Below are 26607 nucleotides of genomic sequence, written 5' to 3'. Positions count from 1 at the left end.
ATGAGCTGACAGGACATGGCATTTATAGCTTGATTTCTTTACCTAATTTCAGAGACTCAAGAGCCTTGTCAGCAAGATACAATGCCTGCTCACCGTCAATCCCACTGGTTTCAGGTATGACTCTACCGGCCATGACATCAACAAAATGGCTCCATTCCGCGATATAGGCTTCGTGGTAGCGTTGCAAAAAGAAGTGCTCCGGTTTAGCTGCGATACAACCTTTTTCCCCCAAGAATTCAACGCTGTTTTCTTTGATATTTCCGGCGGTCAGCAAACCGTTCTCACCATGCAATTCAAGGCGCTGATCGTAGCCATAGCCTGAACGACGGCTGTTAGAAATAGTCGCCATTGCACCTGATGGAAACTTCATGACAATAAATGCAGTATCAATATCGCCCGCCAGCCCAATGGCAGGATCAACAAGATTACTGCCCTGCGCATAGATAGCACAAGGCTCTTCACCAAGAAGAAAACGCGCCATGTCAAAGTCATGAATGCTCATGTCCCTGAACATACCGCCAGATACCCGAACATATTCAGCAGGCGGAGGAGAAGGATCACGGGAAGTAATCAGCAAAGATTCCACTTTGCCGACTGTGCCGGCATTAAGCAGGTTTTTCAGACGACGAAACTGAGGATCATAACGACGATTAAACCCAACAAACAGAGGAACCTGACATGCTGCCACCGTAATAAGACACTGACGAACCCGCTCAAGATCAAGATGAACCGGTTTCTCACAGAAAATCATTTTATTGTTGCGGGCAGCCAGTTCTATTAAATCAGCGTGAGTATCCGTTGCTGACGCAATCAGGACACCATGAATATCAGGATCTGCCATCGCTTCTTCAGTGGTTTGTATTTTTGCCTGATATTTCTGTGCCAATGTTTCAGCACTTGCCAGATGAGGGTCTATCACGGAATAGAGACAAGTTTCTTTGTGATTGGCAATGTTAGCAGCGTGAACCTGCCCAATTCGCCCAGCGCCAAATAATGCAATATTGAACATGAATGCTCCTTGATACTTTGGTATCTGCTTTTGGTGTGAATAAAAATATACCAAACAAAATATTTATTTCAATTTCGTTTTATTTGGAAATTTTATTTTTTTCGAGCCAGCTCATATAACTTTCATTCGAACACTCATTTTCCCGATCATTTTCTTTATGACTCCGGGCTTCCTTTACTAACTTATAAGTAAATTTAATAATCACATCCCGATTACAGCACCTATTCATATTAAAACCGCAGGTGATAGTTCTACGTCAACGAACGTCTAAAAAGCCCATTGTCATCGTCATCGCTCACTAAAGGAAAAAAGAAGATATGAGCATCATCCGTTTTAGGGTATGCCTTGGCACAAGCGGTACTTGAATGGGGAGATATTGCTGTGTTATCCGGTTTCGGTCTGGCTTAGTTAGTTCAGATACTTGGAGAAAATTGTATAGTTTATAATGGCTATTATCTGTATTACACCAGACGTCTGCGATATCGGCTAATACTGGCGCACCTTTTTCTCTACATATTCCCTTATTTTCTCTGCCGATGCGGTAATCGCAGGATTATCAGCAAATTGTGCCGTTCCTGTTCTCCACCATGATTCATAATCATGAGTCATGGTTTTCGGCAGAACTTTAATGTCGATTAAAGTCGCACGTGGTTGCTTTTGCGCATCCAACAAGGCTGCTATCAATTGTTGTTCATCATGCACCCGATAACTCTTGCAACCGTAACTTTCCGCGTTTTTGGCGAAATCTACCGATATCAATGCCCCATCCAGTTGCCCATTCCGCTGGTTGCGATAACGGTTTTCTGTAACAAAACTGCCCATGCCTTGGCTCATCTGTAGGTTGTTGATGCAACCAAATCCTGCATTATCAAACAGTAATACAGTGACTTTGATATTTTCCTGAATGGCCGTTTGTAATTCGCTGTTCAGCATCAGATACGAACCATCACCCACCATGGCGTAAACAGGCTGCTCCGGGCAGGCGAGTTTGGCTCCCAGTGAAGCCGCGATTTCATATCCCATGCAGGAATAGCCATATTCAAGATGGTAAGTATCGGGGACTTTAGGTTGCCAAAGCCGTTGTAAATCCCCCGGTAGAGAACCCGAAGCCCCAACAATAATGGCGTTTGGTTCCAAATACTGATCCATCAACCCAAGCACACGTGTTTGAGTCAGGTTGGTCTGCAATGTCCCGCTGTATTCACTTAATTTGTCGTCCAGATGCCCGGCAATCTCTGGCTTGAATCCGGCTTGATATTGAATGAAAAACAACCGTTCTACCTCTTGCTGCCAAGTTGCTTTAGCCTGTGCTATTTCCTGCTGCCATCCTGAACGCCATGCTGTTTTAGCCAGTTCATGTGCAATGGCATTCAACCCGTCACGGGCATCCGCCAATACACCCACGGCATCCAATTTAACCGCATCAAATTCCGCCACATTGATGGCAAGGAATTCCACTTCCGGGTGCTGGAATAGCGACTTTGAGGCTGTGGTAAAATCGCTGAAACGCGTTCCTACACCGATAATTAAATCGGCTTCTTTGGCAAGCAGATTAGCCGCCAGACACCCTGTCGTGCCTATTCCACCGCAATTCAGCGGATGGCCTGCCACAATCGCACTTTTCCCTGCCTGTGTTTCGGCAAAGGGAATATTGAATATTTCAGCAAACTGGCGAAAAGCATCATGTGCTTCTGAATAACGCACGCCACCACCACAAATCATCAGCGGCTTTTTCTTGCGCTGAATCAACGTCAATGCATCCTGAATTCGGGCTAAAGAAGCGGGACGACGCTCAATTTTATGAACGCGTTTTTGGAAGAAGTAATCAGGATAATCCCACACTTCTCCCTGCACATCTTGCGGAAGACAGATAGTGACAGCGCCGGTATCTGCCGGATCAGTCAATACCCGCATCGCGTTAATCATGGCTGTCATCAGTTGCTCTGGTCTGGAAATACGATCCCAGTAACGGGATACCGGACGGAAGCAATCATTGGTACTGATGGTGCCATCACTATATTGCTCAACCTGCTGCAAAACAGGATCAGGTTGCCGGCAAGCAAAGGTATCTCCCGGTAATAACAGTAATGGAATACGGTTCGCCGTTGCGGTCGCGGCAGCCGTTACCATATTGGCAGCTCCCGGCCCGATCGAAGAAGTCACGGCAAAAATCTGCCGACGCTTTTTCTGCTTGGCAAAGCCCGTTGCTATATGTGCCATTCCCTGTTCATTACAGCCTTGATATACACGCAGGTGCCCGGGCTGTTGTTCCAATGCCTGCCCTAATCCAACCACATTGCCGTGACCAAATATCGTGAAGATGCCCCGAATAAAAGGATACTCTTTTCCGTCAACATGAATATGTTGCTGGTTGAGAAATTTGACCAAGGCCTGAGCCATTGTCATTTTTTGCGTATTTATTGATCTCGTATTTATTGATCTATCGTTCATAGCAATAGCTACTCCATTGTTGGCATGACAAAGTGGCTGTCATGATGGTCCAGACGCACACTGGCGGGCCAACGGCGGGTGATGGTTTTCATGCGAGTATAGAAGCAGACGCCATCATTGCCATGATAGATAAAGTGCGATCACTTTGGCTATCAATGAGTTGCCTGCCAATAAAATTTTTAATCTGTTCCATTCTGAGCCTCTCTGAATACAATTAGATTGAATCAATCAGCATTGAATCACGATGCCACAGATGTATGAAATATACATTTCATTTTTAACAGGAGTTGAAATACACTTTAATTAATGTGATCAACACGCTATTTTTATGCAATTACATTCATTACACAGCGACAACTTGCGAGCATCTTTGCCTGCATCAAGCATAATTGCCTGATGATGAATAACTTATCCATTTCATTACAATTTCTTTATGGAGACATTATGTCTGCTGCGTCTAACCTGAATGAATTTCAAGAACAAGTACGCTCACGTTACAGTGAATTAAGTAAACGACTACAGCAAGTTGCCAGATATGTACTGGATAATACGAACAGTGTTGCATTTGATACTGTTGCTGTTATCGCAAAAGAGGCGGATGTTCCACCTTCCACATTAATCCGTTTTGCTAATGCCTTTGATTTCAGTGGATTCAATGAAATGAAACAATTGTTTCGCATGAATCTGGTGGAAGAAACAGCCAGCTATGCTGATCGGGCACGACTGTTTAAAGAGCTGGATAGTGAGCATTACATACCGGAAGAGCCGCAGCATATTTTGCAGGAATTTGCCCATTCGAATGCGCAGGCAATGCAACAGCTCGCTGCCCGTACATCAGCAGAAGATTTGAATAATGCGGTAAATTTACTGGCGGATGCGCACAATATTTACATTATTGGGCTGCGCCGATCTTTCAGTGTCGCATCATACCTTGCTTATGCTCTCAGTCATCTGGAATGCCGCCCTCTGCTGGTGGATGGTTTAGGCGGTATGTTTCGTGAGCAAATGAATATGATCAACGCCAAAGATGTCGTGATCTCCATCAGTTTTACACCGTATGCCGAAGAAACTGTGATGGTCAGCGAACAAGCGACAAAGGCTGGAGCAAAACAAATTGTGATTACCGATAGCCAAATTAGTCCACTGGCCAGTTTCAGTGATATTTGTTTTGTGGTGAAAGAAGCACAAGTTGATGCGTTCCGTTCTCAGTCGGCAACGTTGTGTCTGGTACAATCATTAGCGGTGGCATTGGCTTATCGGCAGGGCAATACCCATTAATGATATATGCTGTGTTTTTTGGTCATTAATGATTTCTTACTTTCCTGCCACGACTCATATTCGCTCAGAACACAATATTCTTGCTTTTGAGCGAATCATTTTCCTGTAATCACTCTCCCTGAATAACAACTTCTTACAGCCTATCGATCACCTTCAACACCTTAAAAATCTGAGCCACTATACTGACGCATAAGCGCCTTATCGCATCAAGCAGACAGACTCCGTTTGTCCGAAATCGCGTTCTCCCCTGTCACTGGAACAAGCTTCAGAAAAATTCGAACAAGATCGTCAACAATTAAATAGCTCAAAACCAGAAAAACACAGTAATCCGGCATCTGATTTGATACGGGAATGTTATCTACAGGCAACCGGACGAGCACAATCTGCTGTGATATCAGGCGTTCAAGCTTATGTGCTGAATGATCAATTACAGTTAGTGCCAATGGGGGTAAATGGTGAACTTTATCTCGCAGGACCAGAACTGAACAACGGATATTTGGAGCAATCAGGATTGACAACAACGCATCTTATTGCCAATCCATTGACTCAACATACTAAAGATAAATGGCTCTATCGTACTGGTAAACAAGTGCGCTGGCTGCCGAATGGGGAACTGGAATATCTGGGATTCAAAGATCTGCAAGTTAGTAAGAATAGCGATTTAACCCATTGCCTATAAAGCCATTATTTGTAAAAGTCATTATTTGTAAAAGTCATTACCCGTAAACACTATTTTCTATAAAACAACAGCGTGACCATTATGCTTATCAGGCATATTGATCACGACAACCCATTACTGAATCAAGCGGCATAATTATCGCAAATCATCTGCCGCAGCACTATTCAAAATCTTTAAAAGTCGGGCCTTGGAAGTAAATGGCTTTAATATGGCAACTGCGGGGTTGAGTGATAACAAACCGTAGGGTTTCCCACACCGAACGAGCATTAAGCATGTGCTCTCCCATTTTTTGATGGTCATCCAGCACTTCATCAAATCCGTTGGTTTGAAAATCAGGCGGATACAGCCCGGTGACACGAATATTTTCTTTGCTCAAGTGATGGGCTAAGTTCTGACTAAAACCACTCATGGCATGTTTGGCGGCGAAGAAGGCCGGATGAGCAACGGATTCGTTAAATTGAGGAGTGCCACAAACTGACACCATTGCAACGATATCAGCACCTTGTGACTGACGCAGGCTCGGTAATAATGCTTTGGTCAGCAAGATAGAACCCGTTACGCCTGAATTCACTGTACTGACGATATCAGCATCGCTGTCATTTTCACCCAAGTATCCTTCCAGCCATTGAGCTGCACTCAAGATCAAAATATCAATAGGCTGCTTGTCTTGCAGTAATTGATTGGCAAAATGACTGACGGATTGAGTATCACTCATATCACATTGATAGCCTCGTGCCAGACCGCCTTCACTGCGAATAATTTCACATGTCGCTTCAGCACTGGCTAATTGGCGGGCACAAAGATCAACTTGTGCTCCTTCACGTGCCAGCCAGACAGAAACCGCTTGTCCAAAATCGCGACCACCGCCAGTGACTACAATGCGTTTACCTTTCAACTTACTCGAGCCGTTAACTTCATTAAACATCATGTTGGCTTTCCTTATATCAGTTATAAAAAGTTATAAAGCTGGATGAGGAGCAGCCATCATACGTGAAAATTCCTACTGTTTTTATCTTATTGTGTCAAAAATTGAGCATATTTAAAACATAAATCCAGAATATAGCCTTTGTATTCCTGGCAATATTTAATAAATAAATAGTTTAATTAAAATAAAAAAATATACATTTTATTTATTAAATAAGTAAATTTAAATAATAATGGTTACATTGAATTAACCTGAAAATAAAATAATCTATAATAATGACGAGATACTAATAAAGTCATTAATACATTAAGAAATAAAAAAGAACATGAACACTTCAATTTTTCTACTAATAATAGGCTATTCGCTTAGTTTAGAATAAACTAAAATCCCCCCGACAAAAAAAGAAAAACCGCCGTAATATACTGCAATAATAGCCTTATGCAGTTCATTATGGCGGCCTTTGCGTTATTATTGATAAAACAATCAATTAATATATTAATAAAACCTATGCAATCTACTGTTTATTTTCTGCATCCGAATCTTTTTGAGAATGTTTTCCAATAGCAATAAGTTCATCCAACAACCCTAAAAGTTGAGTCATTTTTTCTGGAGAAAAAGCATCCTCTATCGCCTTATAACCTGCTTCGATTTTTCCTTTTGCCTGCTCGTAAAGTTCTTGCCCCTCTGGTGTCAAAGAAACATACAATTTACGCTGATCATTCATGGGCTTCAGGCGGAAGATAAGTCGATCACGCTCCATGCGTGTCAAAATACCCGTCAGGCTTGGACGTAAAATACAGGTGAGACAAGCAAGGTCATGAAAATCAATAGAACGGCTGCTCGCAAGTACTCGAATAATACGCCATTGTTGTTCTGTTAAATTATAGCTCTTCAAAATAGGGCGAAAAAAAACCATCGTGGTTTCTCTCGCTTGAAGTAATGCTATTGTCAGGGATTCATGCATAAGTAAAGGTGACTCTTTAGTTAATCGCTAGCCATTATCTATAAGTGTAACGTGAATGCTATTTATTATAGATAACATAAACACCAAAAAGACTAACACGCTCATAATTATCTACAAAGGGAAAAGACTTCAATATTAACAAATAAATAAAGTCAGTTCGTCATAGAAAAGTTAAATTAAAGTTAATACACACACCAAATGACCCTAATTAAAAATATAACAACTTGATCTTTATGTGGTAAAAATAGTCACAAAATGAGCAATGTTACATAGATCACAATTAAAATTAACAATCAATTTAACATATTGAATATTATCAATAGATGATTTATTAATATGTTAACAATGATCTTGCGATACCCGCTCAAGTTTCAAGGAGTTGTCAATGAAAGGCACTGTCTTTGCCGTCGCCCTCAACCACAATAGCCAGCTCGATTGCTGGCGTGAGACGTTTCACGAAGTACCCTATAAAACACCCCCGAAAACTCCAATTTGGTTTATCAAACCCCGCAATACCGTAATTGGTTCAGGGGATGTGATCCCTCATCCCATTGGGGAAACAGTACAAAGCGGTGCAACTTTAGCGTTGTTTATAGGAAAAACTGCACGCAACGTGTCTGCCCAGAACGCCAATCAGTATATTGCTGGCTATGCATTGGCAAATGAGGTCAGCCTGCCAGAAACATCATTTTACCGCCCCGCCATTAAAGAAAAATGCCGGGATGGTTTTTGTCCGCTAGGTCAAATGGTTAATGTAAAAACAGTGGAATCACTCGATATTGTGACTGAGATCAATGGACAGGTAGCTGATTGCTGGTCAACCAAAGATCTTGTCCGGTCAGCACCAGAGCTAGTCGCTGCACTAAGCGAATTTGCCACATTAACAGAAGGTGACGTTATTTTGCTGGGGACTCCTCACCAACGCGTCACTCTCCATCCCGGCGATAAAATTACAGTCAAAGCCGACGGTTTCCCTAACCTGGAAAATACGATTGTACTGGCAGGAGATCAGGCATGAAATGCGCCAAAATTCATTATCAGGGCCAGGATTTGAATGCCACCGTTGATGAGCATGAAAATCTCCGCCTACCCGATGGAAATACTGTCAGCAGTAAAGATGTTTTGTGGCTTCCTCCTGCTAACGGAACGCTGTTCGCATTGGGGCTGAATTATGCCGACCACGCAACAGAACTCGAGTTTAAGCCGCCGGAAGAACCTTTGGTATTCATCAAGGCAGCCAACAGCTTAACGGGGCATCGTCAGGTTTCTGTGCGTCCGGATAATGTGGAATACATGCATTATGAAGCAGAGTTGGTGGCGGTTATTGGCAAAACCGCCCACAAAGTTGCCAGAGAACACGCCATGGATTACGTTGCGGGCTATACCGTTTGTAATGATTACGCCATCCGTGATTATCTGGAGAATTATTATCGCCCCAATCTGCGTGTAAAAAGCCGTGATACTCTCACTCCCATCGGCCCTTGGATCGTGGATAAAAGTCAGATTGCAGATCCCCATAATCTGAGCTTAAAGACATGGGTGAATGGTGAATTACGTCAACAAGGTACAACTGCCGATTTAATCTTCGATATCCCTTTCCTGATTGCCTATCTCAGTGATTTCATGACATTACAACCCGGTGACATGATCGCCACAGGTACACCAAAAGGGCTATCAAATGTCGTTCCGGGAGATGAAGTCATCGTAGAAGTCGAAGGTGTTGGACGTCTGGTAAATCATATTGTCAGCCAGCAAGAATATGAGGAGAGTTTATCATGACCACGATTAATCATTGGATCAACGGCAAGAGTGTCGGCAGCAAAAACTATTTTAAAACGACGGATCCTGCAACGGGAGAAGAGCTGGCTGAAGTTGCATCAGGAGGACAGGAAGAGATCGATCTGGCTGTTGCTGCCGCTAAAGAAGCTTTTCCAAAATGGGCAAATACGCCGATGAAAGAGCGCGCCCGCCTGATGCGTCGTTTGGGTGAGTTAATCGACCAAAATGTTTCCGATATTTCTGCGATGGAAACCAAGGATACGGGGCTTCCCATCCACCAGACGCAAAATGTATTGATCCCACGGGCTTCCCAGAATTTCAATTTCTTTGCCGAAATCTGTCAGCAGATGAACGGACGTACCTATCCCGTAGATGACAAGATGCTCAACTATACGTTGATCCAGCCTAGCGGGGTTTGTGCGCTGATCTCACCGTGGAACGTACCTTTCATGACGGCAACGTGGAAAGTCGCGCCCTGTCTGGCGTTGGGCAACACTGCCATTTTGAAAATGTCCGAACTTTCCCCACTGACAGCCAACCGTCTGGGAGAACTGGCTCTGGAAGCGGGTATTCCGGCTGGCGTACTGAATGTGGTGCAAGGTTACGGCAATACCGCAGGCGATGCGCTGGTAAAACATCATGATGTACGCGCAATCTCTTTCACGGGTGGGACGGCAACCGGCCGCCTTATCATGCAAAATGCAGGGCTGAAAAAATACTCCATGGAATTGGGTGGGAAATCCCCCGTTCTGATCTTTGAAGATGCGGATATTGAACGTGCTCTGGATGCCGCCCTGTTCACCATTTTCTCCCTTAATGGCGAACGCTGTACGGCAGGTTCCCGTATTTTCATTCAAGAAAGTATCTATCCCGAATTCATCAAGCGCTTTGCCGAACGCGCCAATCAGCTACGTGTCGGCGATCCTCAAGATCCCAATACCCAGATTGGCAGCCTGATCAGCCAGCAACATTGGGAAAAAGTCTCCAATTATATTCGTTTGGGGATCGAAGAAGGTGCGACGTTGCTCGCCGGAGGCCCCGATAAACCCACCGATCTGCCTGATCATGTGAAAAACGGCTATTTCTTGCGTCCTACGGTATTGGCTGATGTCGATAACCGTATGCGTGTGGCACAGGAAGAGATCTTCGGCCCTGTCGCTTGCCTCCTGCCATTCAAGAGTGAAGAAGATGGATTGCGCATGGCCAATGATGTGGAATATGGCCTGGCATCCTATATCTGGACGCAGGATGTCAGCAAAGTGCTGCGGCTGGCGCGCGGCATTGAAGCCGGTATGGTGTTCGTCAACTCCCAGAATGTCCGTGACCTGCGTCAGCCATTTGGTGGCATAAAAGCCTCCGGTGTGGGGCGTGAAGGCGGGGAATACAGTTTTGAAGTTTTTGCCGAAGTGAAAAACGTCTGTATCTCAATGGGGGATCACCCTATTCCTCGTTGGGGAGTATAAGGAGGGCTTATGGGAAAATTAGCGTTAGCAGCGAAAATTACACATGTACCTTCTATGTATCTTTCTGAATTGCCGGGCAAGCATCACGGCTGCCGACAAGGAGCCATTGACGGGCATAAAGAGATCAGCCGCCGTTGCCGTGAGATGGGGGTCGATACCATTATTGTGTTGGATACTCACTGGCTGGTTAACAGTGCCTATCACATTAACTGCTCTGACCATTTTTCCGGCATTTATACCAGCAATGAACTGCCGCATTTCATCCGCGATATGACCTATGAGTATGATGGTAATCCCGAGCTGGGCCGGATAATTGCGGAAGAAGCGCGTCAGATGGGCGTTCGGGCTCAATCACACGAGATCCAGAGCCTGAAGCTGGAATATGGCACGCTGGTGCCAATGCGCTATATGAACAGTGATCGCCATTTCAAAGTTATTTCAATTTCTGCTTTTTGTACTGTCCACGCTTTTGAAGACAGCCGCAAATTGGGGGAAGCCATTTTAAAGGCAATTGAAAAATATGATGGCACGGTTGCGGTACTGGCGAGCGGTTCGTTATCACACAGTTTCATCGAAGATCAACGCGCTGAAACAGGCATGAACAGCTATACCCGCGAGTTTGATGAACAGATGGATCGCCGCGTCGTGCAACTCTGGAAAGAAGGAAAGTTCAAAGAGTTCTGCAAAATGCTGCCTGAATATGCTCACTATTGTCGGGGAGAAGGCAATATGCACGATACCGTGATGCTGCTTGGTCTGCTCGGTTGGGATAATTATGACGGGAAAGTCGAATTTCTGACTGAGTTGTTCGCCAGTTCAGGAACGGGGCAGGTTAATGCTGTTTTCCCAACAACTGATATCTGATATCTGATATCTAATAGGAGCTTATCATGCCCCATTTTTACGCAGAATGTACCGAAAACATCCGTGAACAAGCTAATCTGCCTGAATTGTTTGCCACAGTGAATCAGGCGCTGGCAGATACAGGTATTTTCCCTGTGGGCGGTATCCGCAGCCGCGCCATTTGGTTAGATACGTGGCAGATGGCTGATGGTCAGCAAGATTATGCGTTTGTTCACATGACACTGAAAATTGGTGCCGGACGCAGTCTTGAAGATCGGCAAAAAGTCGGAGAAATGCTATTCGCCTTAATCAAGGTACATTTTGCCGATTTGATGGCGCAGCGCTATCTCGGCCTTTCTTTTACCATGGAAGAACTCGACCCCATCCTGAATTACAAGTCTAATAATGTTCATCGCCTATTTAAAGCCAAAGAATGATGATTTATACCCGTCGTCTTTCAAGTTAAGAGGAAACCATGGCAACTCATCTGAATACATCATTGCTGCGCCAACAGTCTTATATCAACGGTCAATGGATTGATGCGGAAAATAAAGCAACCTTTGCGGTGACTAATCCCGCAGACGGTTCAGTAATCGCCAATGTCAGTAATGTCAGTACCAAAGAGACACAATCTGCCATTGAAGCCGCTCAGCGTGCTCTTCCTGCATGGCGGGCACTCACCGCTAAACAACGGAGTCAAAAACTCAGGCAATGGTTTCATTTGATTATGGAAAACCAAACCGCTTTGGCTGAAATACTGAGTACAGAACAGGGTAAATCCCACAGTGAGGCAATGGGAGAAATTGCCTACGGTGCCAGTTTTATCGAGTGGTTTGCAGAAGAAGGCAAACGCGTTTACGGCGAAACCATTCCTTCCCCAATGCCGGGTCGTCGCCTCGCCACCATTAAACAGCCCATTGGTGTTGTTGCTGCGATTACTCCGTGGAATTTCCCCAATGCGATGATCACCCGTAAAATCGGGCCTGCGTTGGCGGCGGGCTGTACGGTGGTTCTGAAACCTGCGGCTGAAACCCCGCTCTCTGCACTTGCTCTGGCCGTATTGGCAGAACAGGCTGGCATTCCGGCAGGTGTACTGAATATCGTAACGGGAATCGATGCCAAAACCATTGGAGAAGTACTGACTTCAAGCCCTATCGTGCGCAAACTTTCATTCACCGGTTCTACGCGCGTCGGCAAGTTGCTCATGGCACAAAGCGCCGATACCGTGAAAAAGCTCTCGCTGGAACTGGGAGGAAATGCGCCTTTTATCGTATTTGATGACGCCGATCTTGATGCCGCAGTTGAAGGCGCAATGGCAGCAAAATTCCGTAACAGTGGACAAACTTGTGTTTGCGCCAACCGCATTCTGGTGCAAGAAAGCATTTATGATGCTTTTACGGAACGTCTGGTACAAGCGGTAAAACAGCTTCAAGTCGGACCGGCGACTAATCGTACATCGCAACAAGGGCCACTGATTAATCAAGCGGCAGTGGAAAAAGTACAGGCACATATCAGCGATGCCGTTTCCAACGGCGCACAAATTCTCACGGGAGGAAAATCTCACTCTCTGGGCGGTCTGTTCTTTGAACCAACGGTATTAGCAGATGTTACGGAGTCCATGCTGCTCGCTCAGGACGAAACATTTGGCCCGCTGGCACCTTTGTTCAAATTCCGTGATGAAGACGAAGCCATTCGCATTGCCAACAACACCGAGTTTGGTCTGGCTGCTTATTTCTATTCTCGCGATATTGGCCGGATTTACCGCGTAGCGGAAGCACTGGAAAGCGGAATGGTCGGTATCAATGAAGGTTTAATCTCCAACGAAATCGCACCATTTGGCGGAATCAAACAATCGGGACTGGGACGCGAAGGTTCACGTTACGGGATCGACGACTATCTGGAAGTGAAATATCTCTGTTTTGGGGGATTGGACTCCGGATTAGACACTAAAGGAGCTTAACACTCTATGCTACAGCAAGAAGTCGTATCACAGGTTGCACGCCGTTTACATCAGGCAGAAAAAAACCGGGAGCAGATCCGCCAAATCTCTCTGGATTACCCGGAGATAAGCATTGAGGACGCTTACGCCATTCAGCGCGAATGGGTAGAGTTGAAAATTGCAGAAGGCCGTGTTCTCAAAGGACATAAGATTGGGCTGACATCCAAAGCCATGCAAGCCAGTTCACAAATTAGTGAACCGGATTATGGTGCTCTGCTGGATGATATGTTTTTTCAGGACGGCAGTGATATTCCTTGCGAACGCTTTATTGTTCCGCGCATTGAGGTCGAGCTGGCTTTCGTGCTGGCAAAACCGTTGTGGGGACCAAACTGTACGTTGTTTGATGTTTATAACGCGACAGATTACGTCATTCCGGCGCTGGAGTTGATCGATGCCCGCTGCCACAATATCGATCCTGATACTCAGCGCCCGCGTAAAGTGTTCGATACGATTTCTGACAATGCAGCCAATGGTGCTGTCATTATGGGCGGCCGGCCGATCAAGCCGGATGAACTGGATCTGCGCTGGGTCAGCGCCTTACTCTATCGTAATGGCGTGATTGAAGAATCCGGTGTGGCAGCCGCGGTTCTCAATCATCCTGCCAATGGTGTGGCGTGGCTTGCCAATAAACTGTCTCAACATGATGTTCAGCTTGAAGCTGGTCAGATTATTCTGTCTGGCTCCTTTACCCGACCCGTTCCCGCCCGTAAAGGTGATACCTTTCACGTGGATTATGGCGTACTGGGTTCGATCAGCTGTCGCTTTGTTTAAGTTGTCCTGCTTAAAGATCCCCTGAGGTGAAATTATGGATCAGCTAACGAATAGATTTAAACACGCTCTAAAAGCCGGGCATCCGCAAATCGGATTATGGCTTGGCTTATGCAGTGGATACAGTGCAGAAATTCTGGCAGGAACAGGGTTTGATTGGTTGTTGATTGATGGCGAACATGCGCCCAACGATATTTCTACTATTCTTGCCCAATTACAGGGGATTGCCCCCTATCCAAGCCAGCCTGTGGTTCGTCCTGCATGGAATGATCCGGTGATCATCAAACAGTTATTGGATATCGGTGCTCAAACATTGTTGATCCCAATGGTTCAAAATGCAGAACAGGCGCACGAAGCTGTTCGGGCTACCCGATATCCTCCTGCGGGTATTCGGGGCGTAGGCAGCGCGTTGGCGCGGGCTTCACGTTGGAACCGTATTCCTGATTATCTCTCCCGCGCCAATGACGAAATGTGTGTGTTGGTACAGGTAGAAACTTCAGAAGCCCTGCAAAATCTGCCTGAAATAGCCGCAGTTGACGGTATTGATGGCATTTTTATCGGCCCGGCAGATCTTAGTGCGGATATGGGGCACATCAGTAATCCACAGCATCCGGAAGTCAGGGCAGCGATTGAACGGGCAATGAATCAAATCAAGGCGTCAGGCAAGGCGGCTGGCATTCTGATGACGAATGTTGATGCAGCTAAATATTACCTTGATCTGGGTGCCCTGTTTGTTGCCGTCGGCGTAGATACGATCTTACTGACGGGAGCCGCAAGCGCTCTGGCAGCGCGTTTCGACAAAATTCGGGAGGTACAAAGCACTACATCAACCCGCGTTGATTAAATTTCCATTACAGACAACACCACGGCCCATTACTCGGCATAGCAGATGTCGCGATCAACATCTGCTATATCGTTGAATTTCCAAATAACAATCGTCTAAGAACTATTTCTTAAGAAGAATAAAAAAGGAAACGGCAATGAGCATTTCATCTGACACCATACCCAAATCAGATACTCCGCCAGCATCAAACCATCCACCTCAACAACATAAAAAACTCACCGCTCAGCAGCAAAGTGTCATCAATAAATTATTCCGACGCCTGATCCCCTTTCTCTTTGTCCTGTTCGTGTTCTCTTTTCTGGATCGCATCAATATTGGTTTTGCTGGCTTGACGATGGGAAAAGATCTGGGCTTAACATCCACCATGTTTGGACTGGCAGCTACGCTGTTTTACGCCACTTATGTCATCTTCGGTATTCCCAGTAATGTGATGCTGAGTATTGTGGGTGCTCGCCGATGGATTGCTACCATTATGGTGTTATGGGGGATCGCCTCTACCGCCACCATGTTTGCTACCGGCCCGACGAGCCTGTACATCCTGCGTATGTTGGTGGGCATCGCGGAAGCGGGTTTTTTACCGGGTATTCTGGTTTACCTGACGTATTGGTTTCCGGCTTATTATCGCGCCCGTGCCAACGCACTGTTTATGATTGCCATGCCCGTAACAATGGCATTTGGCTCGCTGATTTCCGGTTATATTCTGGAAATGGACGGTACCTGGGATCTGCGTGGCTGGCAGTGGTTATTTTTGCTGGAAGGCTTCCCTTCTGTTTTGCTCGGTTTCGTTGTCTGGTTTTATCTGGATGATTCTCCGGATAAAGCCAAGTGGCTCACTCGTGAGGATAAACAGTGCCTGCAAGAGATGATAGAAAACGATAAACTTTTCCCGGCACAGACCAATGAATCCTCCCTGCAAAAAGTAAGCTTGTGGCGTGAGATTTTTACCCCGATTGTCCTGATGTATACCTTCGCTTATTTCTGCCTGACCAATACCCTGAGCGCCATTAATATCTGGACGCCGCAAATCATGCAGAGTTTCAATCAGGGCAGCAGCCACGTTGTTATCGGTATTCTGACGGCCATTCCACAGTTTTGCACAATTTTGGGCATGATTTACTGGAGCCGCCGCTCAGACCGCCTGCAAGAACGTAAAATGCACACCGCCCTGCCCTTCTTGTTTGCAGCGGCGGGCTGGATTCTGACCTCACTGACCGATAACAGCATGGTGCAATTGTTGGGGATCATCATGGCTTCCACCGGATCGTTTACAGCCATGGCGGTCTTCTGGACAACACCGGATCAATCTATCAGCTTGCGTGCCCGCGCCGTTGGGATCGCCGTGATCAACGCAACAGGAAATGTAGGCTCGGCAGTCAGCCCGCTGTTGATCGGCTGGCTGAAAGATCAAACCGGCAGTTTCAACGCAGGACTCTATTTTGTCGCGGGATTGTTGCTCATCGGTGCATTGATGGTGTTGATAATCCCGATGAAGCATTCAAGACCACGAATAACATCATAAATAACGAGAAGAAAGGAAAAATCGATGTCTGCATCCAATATGACCAAACCCATTATTGCCAATATCGATATCAGCAAGGATTATGATGAAACACAGGGTTCGGATGATGTTCACTATCAGACTTTTGGTCGTCTGGCCGCATTCTTTGGTCGTGATATGCAGGCGCATCGCCATGACAGTTTTTTCCAACTGCATTATCTGGTGACTGGACGGATTGAACTGCAACTGGATGCTCAGCGTTATTCTGTTCAGGCACCGTTGTTTATCCTGACACCACCTTCCGTTCCCCATGCTTTTTTCACCCAAGAAGATACTGACGGCCATGTACTGACGATCCGTCAGGAATTGATAACTCCACTACTCAGCTCACTTTATCCTACTCATCAGGAATTGGTTGATATTCCTGCTCTCTGTCTTTCTGTGGCGGATAAACCCGATGAGTTAGAGACGTTCAATCACTATTGGGCACTGATTGAGCGTGAATCAGTCAATCAATTTGCGGGTCGTGAGCAATCACTGGCATTTCTGGCCCAGTCCTTGTTTACTTTTTTATTGCGTAGCATTCTCCTTGAAGATCATCGTTCTGGTGGGGTGAGAGGAGAATTGAAGCTGTTCCAGCGCTTTAACCAATTGGTTGATCAACATTTTCACCAACATCTTGCCGTACCGGATTATGCGGAAAAATTAGGGATTACAGAATCGCGCCTGAAAGATATGTGCCGGCGGTTTGCCAATCGCCCACCAAAGAGGTTAATATTTGATCGGCAATTGCGGGAAGCAAAACGCCTGCTGCTGTTTAGTGATAGCCCGGTGTTTGAAATCGCCTATCAGCTCGGATTTAAAGATCCGGCTTACTTTGCCCGATTTTTTAATCGATTAGTGGGATGTTCACCGAGTGTTTGGCGAGAAAATAATTAATTTTAATTATTATAGGAGAATATAGATATGACATTGGCCAGAAATATTTTTTTGGCAAGAAAAGCCATTGATTATGTGAATATAAAAGTGGGCATGATCTCTCCTAACAAATTTAATCCCGTAACAAGAGCTAATGTATATAACAGAATACAATTTGATAATGAGTTAGCGTATATCCGCAGGGTTGTTTATAGTAAATTATATTTAACTTTAAGCGATATTTTAAACAGAACAACAGGAAATCCCATTCAACCCGCCACCTGGAATCGTGAAGCTGTCATTTGTGATCCTTGGTGCCATAAAGCCTACTCAGTACAAAACTATAGTGATAATATTCCTTTCCAAGGAGATTTACTTTTAGAGTATCGCTATGAATAATTTTTAGAAATAAGAGAGAAATAAGAGAGAAATAAGAGAGAAATAATTATGGAATCACTTCCCTATAATCTGTTTTTAGCAAGAAGAGCTATAAACTATGTAAATATTTCAGTTGGTGTTATCTCACCGAATCAATTGCCCGGGCAATCAATTGGACAACAAAATAATATGCGTAGAGCCAATAATGAATTGGATACCATACGAAAATCAATTCAAGAAAATCTAAGAGCTGTTGTTGGTAATACACACTCCAAACTCTATTATAGAAAGATGATTCTTCTAACCAGCGCAAATGCTACAGAATCTAAGCTGGGGAATTGTGGGGAAAAAGCAATAATCGCATTTTCTCATCTTAAGATGCTGGGAGTAAAGCCTCTTGATCTGTTTGATATCGATATTGATGACAGAGGAAGACAAGGCCATACAATTGTTGTCATTGGCCGAGTCGCCGGAAATGAAACAGAACCCAGTACATGGAATCATGAGTCTGTGGTTTGTGATCCTTGGAGTAATCAGGTTTATCCAAGCAGCATTTATGGCAGAAAAGCCCCCTTCATAGGCGAATTAATCTTACGCTATCGTTATGGGGAAAACATATCTCGAAATAATTGCACTATGTTATAGAAAATAACGTTATAGAAAATAAAGTCATAGAAAATAAAGATATCATAATAATAAAAACAAACAGTTGATCACATTTATACAATAAAGCTCCTGCCTTTACCGAAAAGTACCCGAAAACCTTCTAATTATCTCTTCAATAAAATCCCCAGAGTGCTTCAATCAATCAAGATAAAGAAACATTAAATTAACATTTAATCCCCATATAAATAACAAGGTCAAATAGGGGGATTATGTCAATGATGAGGTAGCCATGAAACTAGAAGATTTGCGTGCCGACCATAAACGCCCCTTTACCAGCAAAGAATATCTGAATTCACTTCAGGATGGCCGGGAAATTTATATCTACGGTGAGCGAGTAAAGGACGTCACAACACATCCGGCTTTCCGTAATGCGGCTGCCTCTATTGGTCAGTTATATGATGCCCTGCATTCTCCAGAAACCCACGATACTCTCTGCTGGAATACTGATACCGGCAATGGAGGCTACACACATAAATTCTTCCGCTTTGCCACCAGCTCAGATGATATTCGCCAACAACGCGATGCCATTGCTGAATGGTCACGCCAGAATTACGGCTGGATGGGACGCTCGCCCGATTATAAGGCCGCGTTCTGCAGTTCATTAGGCGCTTATCCTGAATATTACGGGCAATTCGCCGATAATGCCCGTCTCTGGTATAAACGTATTCAGGAAAGTTGCATTTACTTCAATCATGCGATTGTTAACCCGCCGATTGATCGCCATAAGCCGGCAGATCAGGTTAAAGATGTTTTTATCCAGATAGAAAAAGAGACGGATGCCGGGATTATCGTTAGTGGTGCCAAAGTGGTGGCAACCAATTCAGCGCTGACTCACTATAATTTTATCGGTTTTGGCTCCGCACAAGTCATGGGGGATAACCCCGATTTTGCCCTGATGTTTGTTGCACCAATGGATGCCGATGGCGTGAAATTAATCTCTCGCGCTTCCTACGAATTAGTGGCTGGTGCTACCGGATCGCCCTACGATTATCCCCTTTCCAGTCGGTTTGATGAAAATGACGCCATTCTGATCATGGATAAAGTATTAATTCCGTGGGAAAACGTGTTAATTTACCGCGATTTTGATCGCGCCCGTAATTGGGCGGTACAAAGTGGATTCGCCCGGCTATTCCCCATTCAGGCTTGTGTTCGTCTTGCTGTAAAGCTGGATTTCATCACAGCACTGTTGCAAAAAAGCCTTGAATGCACCGGTGTAATAGATTTTCGCGGTGTTCAGGCCGATCTGGGTGAAGTCGTCGCATGGCGCAATCTGTTCTGGTCACTGACAGATGCCATGTGGGCAGAGGCCAAGCCGTGGGAAAATGGCGCTTATCTACCCGATACTCAAGCGATTCAGACTTATCGCGTGATGGCACCCATGGCTTATACAAAAATCAAAAATATCATTGAAAGCAACGTCACCAGCGGTTTGATTTATTTACCGTCCAGTGTACGCGATATGAATAATCCTGAGATCAGTAAGTATCTTGAGAAATACGTGCGTGGCTCTAATGGCATTGACCATGTAGAACGAATTAAGATTTTGAAGTTAATGTGGGATGCCATTGGCAGTGAATTCGGCGGTCGCCATGAATTGTACGAAATCAATTATGCCGGCAGTCAGGATGAAATTCGCCTGCAATGTCTGCGTCATGCTTACGGCTCCGGCAATATGAAGAAAATGACGGAATTGGTGGATCGTTGCCTCTCTGACTATGATTTGAATGGCTGGACCAGACCCCATTTACACAATAACTGTGATATTAACCTGTTAGATAAGCTGCTGAAGTAAATCAGTGGCAGGAGGCCTATTATGTCTGTAGAAAATGAACATCGCCTGCGTTTCAGAGATGCGATGGCAAGCCTTTCCGCTGCGGTGAATATCATCACCACGGATGGCCCTGCGGGGCGCTGCGGTATGACTGCAACGGCGGTGTGCTCTGTGACAGATACGCCTCCGACTCTGATGGTATGCATTAATCGCAATAGCGCCATGAATCCAGTATTTCAGGAAAATGGTCATTTATGTGTCAATATACTGAATCATGAACAGGAATTGATGGCGCGTCATTTCGCCGGCATGACGAATACCAGCATGGAAGAACGTTTTAATTGGAATATCTGGCAAACCGGTACATTGGGACAGCCCCTGCTGAAAGAGACGCTTGCCAATCTGGAAGGACGTATTGATCAAGTACAGGAAATCGGTACTCACTATGTATATCTGGTCGAGATAAAACAAATTCGTGTCCGTGAAGCAGGACATGGATTAATTTATTTTAAACGTGATTTTCATGAGGTAATGGATAAACACATGGCAGCTATTGCTTAAAAAATAGAATATTACTTCACATAACCCGCATTACACATGAAGGTTCTTGATCAAGAACCTTCATAAAGATAGTCATCCTGACATCAATATGAGAAATCCATAGGGTATACATCGCCAGATATATAACAAATTCTTAATATATATACGAGATTGATTAAAACATCCCTCTCTATTTTTTCATCGATCATTTTCCAACAGAAAACAAACAAAAAAGAATGAATTATAACCAAATCGGTTTATTTACGAACATACAGCCTTCATATTAATAATTTTTGATATTAATTTAGTGAATATTCTCTCAAATCTGGTATTACTTTTTTACGTTAGTGTGATCTATCGTTGAGAAGATACCATACCAGTATATTAACCTCCCTCGCTTCACGATCACCCTGAATATATAAACAAAATCACAACCCGTGCGATACATTACGTTGCAAACATGTTAACAGAAGTATAATCATCTGGATGTATTGCCCACCGGAATGAAAGCGAACAGAGGCATTCACTATGAATAAAACCGCTCCAGTCGGTTTATGGGATCAACCAAAACCCTTTTTTATGATCTTTTTTGTTGAGCTATGGGAACGTTTTGGTTACTACGGCGTTCAAGGCATTCTTGCCGTTTACTTCGTACAGCAACTTGGATTTTCAGAAGCACAGGCATTTATCACTTTTGGTGCATTCACCGCACTGGTTTACGGCCTGATTTCCATTGGTGGTTATGTTGGTGATCACATACTTGGGACTAAACGAGCCATTATTTTGGGCGCGATTATCATGGCAATCGGCTATTTTATGATTGGCCTGTCTATCATGAATCCAGAACTGATTTTTTATGCATTGGGGACTGTGGCGGTCGGTAATGGTCTTTTCAAAGCCAACCCTGCCAGCCTGTTGGCTAAATGTTACCAACCACAAGATCCCCGTCTGGATGGCGCATTTACGTTATTTTATATGTCCATCAATATCGGTTCTCTGGTATCCCTCTCTCTTGCCCCTGTGATTGCTGAAAAATATGGCTATACCGTCACTTATAATATCTGCGGTATCGGCCTGATTATCGCTCTGCTGGTTTATATTGCCTGCCGCCGCATGGTACATAACATCGGTTCGGAACCCGATCATCAACCACTCAAACCACTCAGTCTACTGGTCGTTCTGGTGGGTAGTGTTGCCACGATTGGCGTTTGCGCATGGCTATTGCACAACATCGAAGTTGCCAATATTGCTTTGTTTGTCATTGCTGTTCTTGTCGTGCTGATTTTCTTCTGGCAGGCGTTCAAGCAGAATAAAGCGAGTCGCAATAAAATGTTTGTGGCTTTTATTCTGATGCTTCAGGCGATTGTGTTTTTCATCCTGTATAACCAGATGCCAACCTCCCTCAACTTCTTTGCCATCAATAACGTTCATCACCAGCTCCTTGGTTTTAATATCAATCCCATCAGTTTCCAAGCACTGAATCCATTCTGGATCATCATCGTCAGCCCAATACTGGCCGTTGTCTATACCAAGCTAGGTGCCAAAGGCAAAGATTTTTCGATGCCGACAAAATTCACCTTCGGCATGTTCCTGTGCTCTCTTGGCTTCCTGACAGCCGCTGCCTCTGGTTTGTTTGCTGATGCTCAAGGCATTACTTCCCCGTGGTTTATCGTGCTGGTGTATCTGTTCCAGAGCGTGGGAGAATTGATGATTAGCGCCTTAGGTCTGGCAATGGTGGCTGCTTTTGTTCCCAGCTATCTGACTGGTTTTATTCTGGGAATGTGGTTCCTGTCACAAGCAGTGGCATCAATGTTGGCGAGTCATGTGGCGGCATTGACTGCGACCCCAGTAGGTGTGACTGATCCACTGCAAACCCTGCCGATTTATATGGGTGTGTTTGGTAAAATCGGCGTCGCCACTCTGGTTATTGCCGTGATTATGGCCTGTATGGTGCCATGGCTGAATCGTATTATGAAAGAGGAAGTGAAGGCGTAATCAGCCTGATTCTTATTAATGACGACAATCCTCCGCTATGTTCTTATGTATTGATGGAATTAGCGGAGATACCTATCTAAAAATTCCCCCAATAGTTCCCCAAAAAAATCCCCAAAAAGCAAAAAGCCCCCGAAAATGGGGGCCCCGAATAACGATTTTTTACAGCACGTCAACCGCATTCAATTCTTTGAAAGCCTGTTCCAGACGAACGATCATGGCAGTTTGGCCAGCGCGCAGCCAAACACGTGGATCGTAAAATTTCTTGTTAGGCTTATCTGCGCCCTCTGGATTACCCAACTGGCCTTGTAGGTAGCCTTCGTTCTTTTTGTAGTAGTTCAGGATACCTTCCCAAGTTGCCCATTGGGTGTCAGTATCAATGTTCATTTTAACAACACCATAGCTGACGGCTTCCTGAATCTCTTCTGCGGTAGAACCGGAACCGCCGTGGAAGACGAAGTCCAGACTGTTGTGTGGCAGGTTGAATTTCTCAGAAACGTAGTCCTGCGAGTTACGCAGAATTTTTGGCGTCAGTTTAACGTTACCGGGCTTGTATACACCGTGAACGTTACCGAAAGAAGCCGCGATGGTGAAACGTGGGCTGATTGCGTTCAGTTTTTCATACGCATAAGCCACGTCTTCTGGCTGAGTATACAGGGAAGAGCTGTCCAAGTGGCTGTTATCAACACCGTCTTCTTCACCACCAGTACAACCCAATTCAATTTCCAGCGTCATGTCGATTTTCGCCATGCGTGCCAGATATTGACTGCAAATCTCGATATTTTCTTCCAGAGAGTCTTCTGACAGGTCGATCATGTGGGAAGAGAACAGTGGCTTGCCAGTTTGTGCGTAGTGTTTTTCACCCGCGTCCAGCAAACCGTCGATCCATGGCAGCAGTTTACGTGCACAGTGGTCGGTATGCAGGATAACAGGCACACCGTAATGTTCTGCCATTTGGTGAACGTGGTGAGCGCCAGAAATGGAACCCAGAATCGCTGCCTGTTGGCCTTCTGCTTTCAGACCCTTACCAGCAACAAAAGATGCACCGCCGTTGGAAAACTGAATAATGATCGGAGCACGTACTTTTGCCGCCGTTTCCAACACTGCATTGATCGAATCAGTACCGACGCAGTTAACCGCAGGTAACGCGAAGTTGTTTTCTTTAGCGATGGCAAAGACTTTTTGAACATCATCACCAGTGATGACACCCGGTTTTACGAAATCAAAAATTTTAGACATGTTACGTGGTCCTGTATTGACATTGAACAGGCAGTCAGTGCTGCCCGTTATCACAACTTATTATCCTAGGTACTAGTTACTGTTAGCACGTTCTTCCAACATCACAACGGCTGGCAGTTTTTTACCTTCAACGAATTCAAGGAAAGCACCACCACCAGTAGATATATAAGAGATCTTGTCGGCAATTTCAAACAAGTCGATTGCCGCCAAGGTATCACCGCCACCTGCGATAGAGAAAGCATCACTCTCAGCAATCGCACGGGCAATAATTTCAGTTCCTTTACGGAAGTTAGGAAACTCAAAAACACCCACCGGGCCATTCCACAAAATGGTTTTGGCATTTTTCAGGATTTCAGCCAGACGTTCAGCAGAAGCGTCACCTAAATCAAGGATCTGCTCTTCGTCTTTAATTTCGCTGGTGGATTTCAGTGTCGCTTCCGCAGTTTCAGAGAACTCAGTCGCAACACGAACATCGGTAGGAACGGGGATATCACAGCTTTCCAGCAGTTTTTTCGCTTCTGGAATCAAATCATCTTCGTACAGAGAACGACCAACGTTATGCCCTTCAGCAGCAACGAAAGTATTCGCAATTCCGCCACCTACGATCACCTGATCGGCAATTTTGGATAGTGAATCAAGCACTGTCAGCTTGGTTGAAACTTTAGATCCACCCACAATCGCCACCATCGGACGAGCTGGGTTATGCAGTGCTTTACCCAACGCTTCCAGTTCACCAGACAACAGCGGGCCGGCACAAGCAATTGGCGCAAATTTGGCAACTCCATGCGTTGACGCTTGAGCACGGTGTGCTGTACCAAAGGCATCCATTACATACACATCACACAGTGCTGCATATTGCTTCGACAATGTTTCATCGTCTTTTTTCTCACCTTTGTTGAAGCGAACGTTTTCCAGAACAACTAATTCGCCTTCCACCACTTCAACACCATCCAGATAATTTTTTTCCAGACGAACAGGAGAAGTCAGCTTTTCTTTCAGGTAATCAACGACAGGTTGCAATGAGAACTCTTCGTTGTATTCTCCCTCAATCGGGCGTCCTAGGTGAGAAGTAACCATGACTTTGGCTCCCTGACTCAACGCTGCCTCAATTGTCGGCAAGGACGCACGGATACGTGCATCAGAGGTAACTTGACCATCTTTTACTGGCACATTCAGATCAGCTCGGATCAGTACGCGTTTACCCGCCAGATCTAAATCAGTCATCTTAATTACAGACATGGTGAATCCTCTCATTGATTCTCTATAAAATTACTCAATCTTCTGCTGTGTGCCGTTTGTGACACAACAAATGATTATTTGAAACCAGTTGCGGCCATTACCAGCGTCGTATCAATCATACGATTGGCAAAGCCCCACTCATTATCACACCATACGAGGGTTTTTATCAGGTGCTTACCGCTAACCCGCGTTTGTGTACCATCCACAATGGCACTATGGGGATCGTGGTTAAAATCCGTTGAAACCAACGGTAAATCAGTGAAATCCACTATACCACGAAACTCCCTGACCGCTGATTTTTGCAGGAGTTGGTTCACATCCTCAACACTTACTGCGGTGCTGACTGTCACGCTCAAGTCAATTGCTGTCACATTGATGGTCGGTACTCGTACAGAAATCGCTTCAAACCGATCGCTGAATTTGGGGAAGATACGCGTGATCCCCGCAGACAGTTTTGTATCAACAGGGATAATGGATTGACTGGCTGCCCGGGTTCGACGTAAATCACGATGATAAGCATCAATCACTGGCTGATCATTCATCGATGCGTGGATAGTTGTCACTGTCCCCGATTCAATATTGAACGCATCATCCAACGCTTTAATGATCGGAATGATACAATTTGTTGTACAAGATGCATTGGAAACAATGCGATCTTCCGCCACCAATGAATGGTGATTAACACCATATACCACGGTAGCATCCAGATTATTTCCTCCCGGATGAGAAAACAAAACTTTTTTGGCACCGCTGGCGATATGAGACTCCCCATCCACCCGCTCACCATATTTGCCCGTACAGTCAAGTACGATATCAATGCCCAGTTCTTTCCATGGCAGAGATGAGATATCAGATTGATGAAACAGACGAATGCTGTCATCTCCTACTTGTAATAAATCATTATTCAGGCGTACATCCCATGCAAAACGCCCATGACTGGAATCATATTTCAATAAGTGAGCGATACCTTCTGCATCAGCCAGCTCATTGATAGCGATCACTGAAATTTCAGCCCGACGCCCGGATTCGTAGAGGGCCCGCAAGACACTGCGCCCTATTCTCCCAAACCCGTTAATCGCTATCCGGATAGTCATGTTACTCCCTGAATTTATCTGTAGTCACGCAACCGCTTAGGATAACTGAGCAACTGCTGCTTGTACGGATGATTCATCACAAAATTAACCAGATTGTGACAGACAAGACATTTATACGCCGATTTACGCACTTAACTGAAACGGTTCAGCTACTATAAAAGCCAGATTACGAGAAAAAAAGCGTGATGGCAAGCGCCATTGATCACATTATGAGGCAAGGTTGAATAAAAAAAGAGCGCATTCGCTCAGAAATTGATACGAATGCGCTTG

General features: G+C 45.0%; 25 protein-coding genes. 18 read left to right on the top strand and 7 right to left on the bottom strand.

Annotated features, from left to right (window positions below):
- Nucleotides 1–22 precede the first annotated feature (22 nt).
- Together iolG and iolD are read right to left on the bottom strand one after the other, a co-directional pair.
- Complete coding sequence (gene iolG / locus FE394_RS03200) at nucleotides 23–1009, bottom strand: inositol 2-dehydrogenase (protein WP_319924961.1); 987 nt, start codon at nucleotides 1007–1009, stop codon at nucleotides 23–25.
- 486 nt (nucleotides 1010–1495) lie between these two features.
- Entirely contained in the window at nucleotides 1496–3430 is a 1935-nt protein-coding gene (iolD, locus tag FE394_RS03195; protein ID WP_319925002.1) for a 3D-(3,5/4)-trihydroxycyclohexane-1,2-dione acylhydrolase (decyclizing), read from the bottom strand.
- Between the two features lie 71 nt (nucleotides 3431–3501).
- Here iolD and FE394_RS03190 point away from each other — a divergent pair, with 71 nt between their 5' ends.
- The 3 genes from FE394_RS03190 (at nucleotide 3502) to FE394_RS03180 (ending at nucleotide 5417) form a co-directional block, all read left to right on the top strand.
- Nucleotides 3502–3678: a hypothetical protein gene (locus tag FE394_RS03190; RefSeq protein WP_319924960.1), complete on the top strand. Its 177-nt coding sequence runs from the start codon at nucleotides 3502–3504 to the stop codon at nucleotides 3676–3678.
- Between the two features lie 226 nt (nucleotides 3679–3904).
- Nucleotides 3905–4738 carry a MurR/RpiR family transcriptional regulator gene (locus tag FE394_RS03185; protein ID WP_319924959.1) on the top strand — a complete coding sequence of 278 codons (834 nt, stop codon included), beginning with the start codon at nucleotides 3905–3907 and terminating at the stop codon, nucleotides 4736–4738.
- A 340-nt stretch (nucleotides 4739–5078) separates the two neighbouring features.
- Nucleotides 5079–5417 (top strand): AMP-binding protein, encoded by a 339-nt coding sequence (locus tag FE394_RS03180; RefSeq protein ID WP_319924958.1) that lies wholly within the window; start codon nucleotides 5079–5081, stop codon nucleotides 5415–5417.
- Between the two features lie 160 nt (nucleotides 5418–5577).
- Here the strand turns inward: FE394_RS03180 and FE394_RS03175 are convergent, their stop codons facing one another.
- Both FE394_RS03175 and hpaR read right to left on the bottom strand, forming a co-directional pair.
- Nucleotides 5578–6345, bottom strand: a complete 768-nt coding sequence (locus FE394_RS03175) for an SDR family oxidoreductase (protein ID WP_319924957.1) — start codon at nucleotides 6343–6345, stop codon at nucleotides 5578–5580.
- A gap of 511 nt (nucleotides 6346–6856) precedes the next feature.
- Nucleotides 6857–7306: a homoprotocatechuate degradation operon regulator HpaR gene (hpaR, locus tag FE394_RS03170; RefSeq protein WP_319924956.1), complete on the bottom strand. Its 450-nt coding sequence runs from the start codon at nucleotides 7304–7306 to the stop codon at nucleotides 6857–6859.
- A gap of 385 nt (nucleotides 7307–7691) precedes the next feature.
- Between hpaR and FE394_RS03165 the strand changes: the two genes are divergently transcribed.
- From FE394_RS03165 to dtpB, 15 genes are all read left to right on the top strand, one after another.
- Nucleotides 7692–8324, top strand: coding sequence for a fumarylacetoacetate hydrolase family protein (locus FE394_RS03165; RefSeq protein WP_319924955.1), 633 nt, complete (start codon nucleotides 7692–7694; stop codon nucleotides 8322–8324).
- Nucleotides 8321–9085 carry a fumarylacetoacetate hydrolase family protein gene (locus tag FE394_RS03160; protein WP_319924954.1) on the top strand — a complete coding sequence of 255 codons (765 nt, stop codon included), beginning with the start codon at nucleotides 8321–8323 and terminating at the stop codon, nucleotides 9083–9085. Before FE394_RS03165 ends, FE394_RS03160 begins: the two co-directional genes overlap by 4 nt.
- Complete coding sequence (hpaE, locus tag FE394_RS03155; protein WP_319924953.1) at nucleotides 9082–10548, top strand: 5-carboxymethyl-2-hydroxymuconate semialdehyde dehydrogenase; 1467 nt, start codon at nucleotides 9082–9084, stop codon at nucleotides 10546–10548. The genes FE394_RS03160 and hpaE overlap by 4 nt, the downstream gene beginning before the upstream one ends.
- A gap of 9 nt (nucleotides 10549–10557) precedes the next feature.
- Nucleotides 10558–11412, top strand: coding sequence for a 3,4-dihydroxyphenylacetate 2,3-dioxygenase (gene hpaD, locus FE394_RS03150; RefSeq protein ID WP_319924952.1), 855 nt, complete (start codon nucleotides 10558–10560; stop codon nucleotides 11410–11412).
- 26 nt (nucleotides 11413–11438) lie between these two features.
- Nucleotides 11439–11828 carry a 5-carboxymethyl-2-hydroxymuconate Delta-isomerase gene (locus FE394_RS03145; RefSeq protein WP_319924951.1) on the top strand — a complete coding sequence of 130 codons (390 nt, stop codon included), beginning with the start codon at nucleotides 11439–11441 and terminating at the stop codon, nucleotides 11826–11828.
- 38 nt (nucleotides 11829–11866) lie between these two features.
- Nucleotides 11867–13351: an NAD-dependent succinate-semialdehyde dehydrogenase gene (locus tag FE394_RS03140; protein ID WP_319924950.1), complete on the top strand. Its 1485-nt coding sequence runs from the start codon at nucleotides 11867–11869 to the stop codon at nucleotides 13349–13351.
- A gap of 6 nt (nucleotides 13352–13357) precedes the next feature.
- Nucleotides 13358–14161, top strand: coding sequence for a 2-oxo-hept-4-ene-1,7-dioate hydratase (gene hpaH / locus FE394_RS03135; RefSeq protein WP_319924949.1), 804 nt, complete (start codon nucleotides 13358–13360; stop codon nucleotides 14159–14161).
- Between the two features lie 34 nt (nucleotides 14162–14195).
- Nucleotides 14196–15002, top strand: coding sequence for a 4-hydroxy-2-oxoheptanedioate aldolase (gene hpaI, locus FE394_RS03130; protein WP_319924948.1), 807 nt, complete (start codon nucleotides 14196–14198; stop codon nucleotides 15000–15002).
- A gap of 136 nt (nucleotides 15003–15138) precedes the next feature.
- The gene (gene hpaX / locus FE394_RS03125) at nucleotides 15139–16521 is read left to right on the top strand and encodes a 4-hydroxyphenylacetate permease (protein ID WP_319924947.1); all 1383 of its coding nucleotides are present in this window, start codon (nucleotides 15139–15141) and stop codon (nucleotides 16519–16521) included.
- Nucleotides 16522–16545: 24 nt separating this feature from the next.
- Nucleotides 16546–17439 (top strand): 4-hydroxyphenylacetate catabolism regulatory protein HpaA, encoded by an 894-nt coding sequence (hpaA, locus tag FE394_RS03120; RefSeq protein WP_319924946.1) that lies wholly within the window; start codon nucleotides 16546–16548, stop codon nucleotides 17437–17439.
- Nucleotides 17440–17466: 27 nt separating this feature from the next.
- A complete protein-coding gene (locus FE394_RS03115) occupies nucleotides 17467–17817 on the top strand; it encodes a hypothetical protein (RefSeq protein WP_319924945.1) in 351 nt (116 codons plus the stop codon).
- Between the two features lie 48 nt (nucleotides 17818–17865).
- The gene (locus FE394_RS03110) at nucleotides 17866–18441 is read left to right on the top strand and encodes a hypothetical protein (RefSeq protein WP_319924944.1); all 576 of its coding nucleotides are present in this window, start codon (nucleotides 17866–17868) and stop codon (nucleotides 18439–18441) included.
- Nucleotides 18442–18691: 250 nt separating this feature from the next.
- Entirely contained in the window at nucleotides 18692–20254 is a 1563-nt protein-coding gene (hpaB, locus tag FE394_RS03105; RefSeq protein ID WP_319924943.1) for a 4-hydroxyphenylacetate 3-monooxygenase, oxygenase component, read from the top strand.
- A 21-nt stretch (nucleotides 20255–20275) separates the two neighbouring features.
- The gene (gene hpaC, locus FE394_RS03100) at nucleotides 20276–20794 is read left to right on the top strand and encodes a 4-hydroxyphenylacetate 3-monooxygenase, reductase component (protein ID WP_319924942.1); all 519 of its coding nucleotides are present in this window, start codon (nucleotides 20276–20278) and stop codon (nucleotides 20792–20794) included.
- 507 nt (nucleotides 20795–21301) lie between these two features.
- Nucleotides 21302–22768, top strand: coding sequence for a dipeptide/tripeptide permease DtpB (gene dtpB, locus FE394_RS03095; RefSeq protein ID WP_319924941.1), 1467 nt, complete (start codon nucleotides 21302–21304; stop codon nucleotides 22766–22768).
- A 159-nt stretch (nucleotides 22769–22927) separates the two neighbouring features.
- Here the strand turns inward: dtpB and fbaA are convergent, their stop codons facing one another.
- From fbaA to epd, 3 genes are all read right to left on the bottom strand, one after another.
- Complete coding sequence (gene fbaA, locus FE394_RS03090) at nucleotides 22928–24004, bottom strand: class II fructose-bisphosphate aldolase (RefSeq protein ID WP_319924940.1); 1077 nt, start codon at nucleotides 24002–24004, stop codon at nucleotides 22928–22930.
- Between the two features lie 72 nt (nucleotides 24005–24076).
- Nucleotides 24077–25243 carry a phosphoglycerate kinase gene (gene pgk, locus FE394_RS03085; RefSeq protein WP_319924939.1) on the bottom strand — a complete coding sequence of 389 codons (1167 nt, stop codon included), beginning with the start codon at nucleotides 25241–25243 and terminating at the stop codon, nucleotides 24077–24079.
- A gap of 74 nt (nucleotides 25244–25317) precedes the next feature.
- Complete coding sequence (gene epd, locus FE394_RS03080; protein WP_319924938.1) at nucleotides 25318–26337, bottom strand: erythrose-4-phosphate dehydrogenase; 1020 nt, start codon at nucleotides 26335–26337, stop codon at nucleotides 25318–25320.
- Nucleotides 26338–26607 lie beyond the last annotated feature (270 nt).

The sequence above is a fragment of the Xenorhabdus littoralis genome (genome assembly GCF_033949345.1).
GTDB lineage: Bacteria > Pseudomonadota > Gammaproteobacteria > Enterobacterales > Enterobacteriaceae > Xenorhabdus > Xenorhabdus littoralis.
The sequence above is the reverse complement of the archived record's forward strand: the minus strand, read 5'-3'. Positions and strand labels throughout refer to the sequence as shown.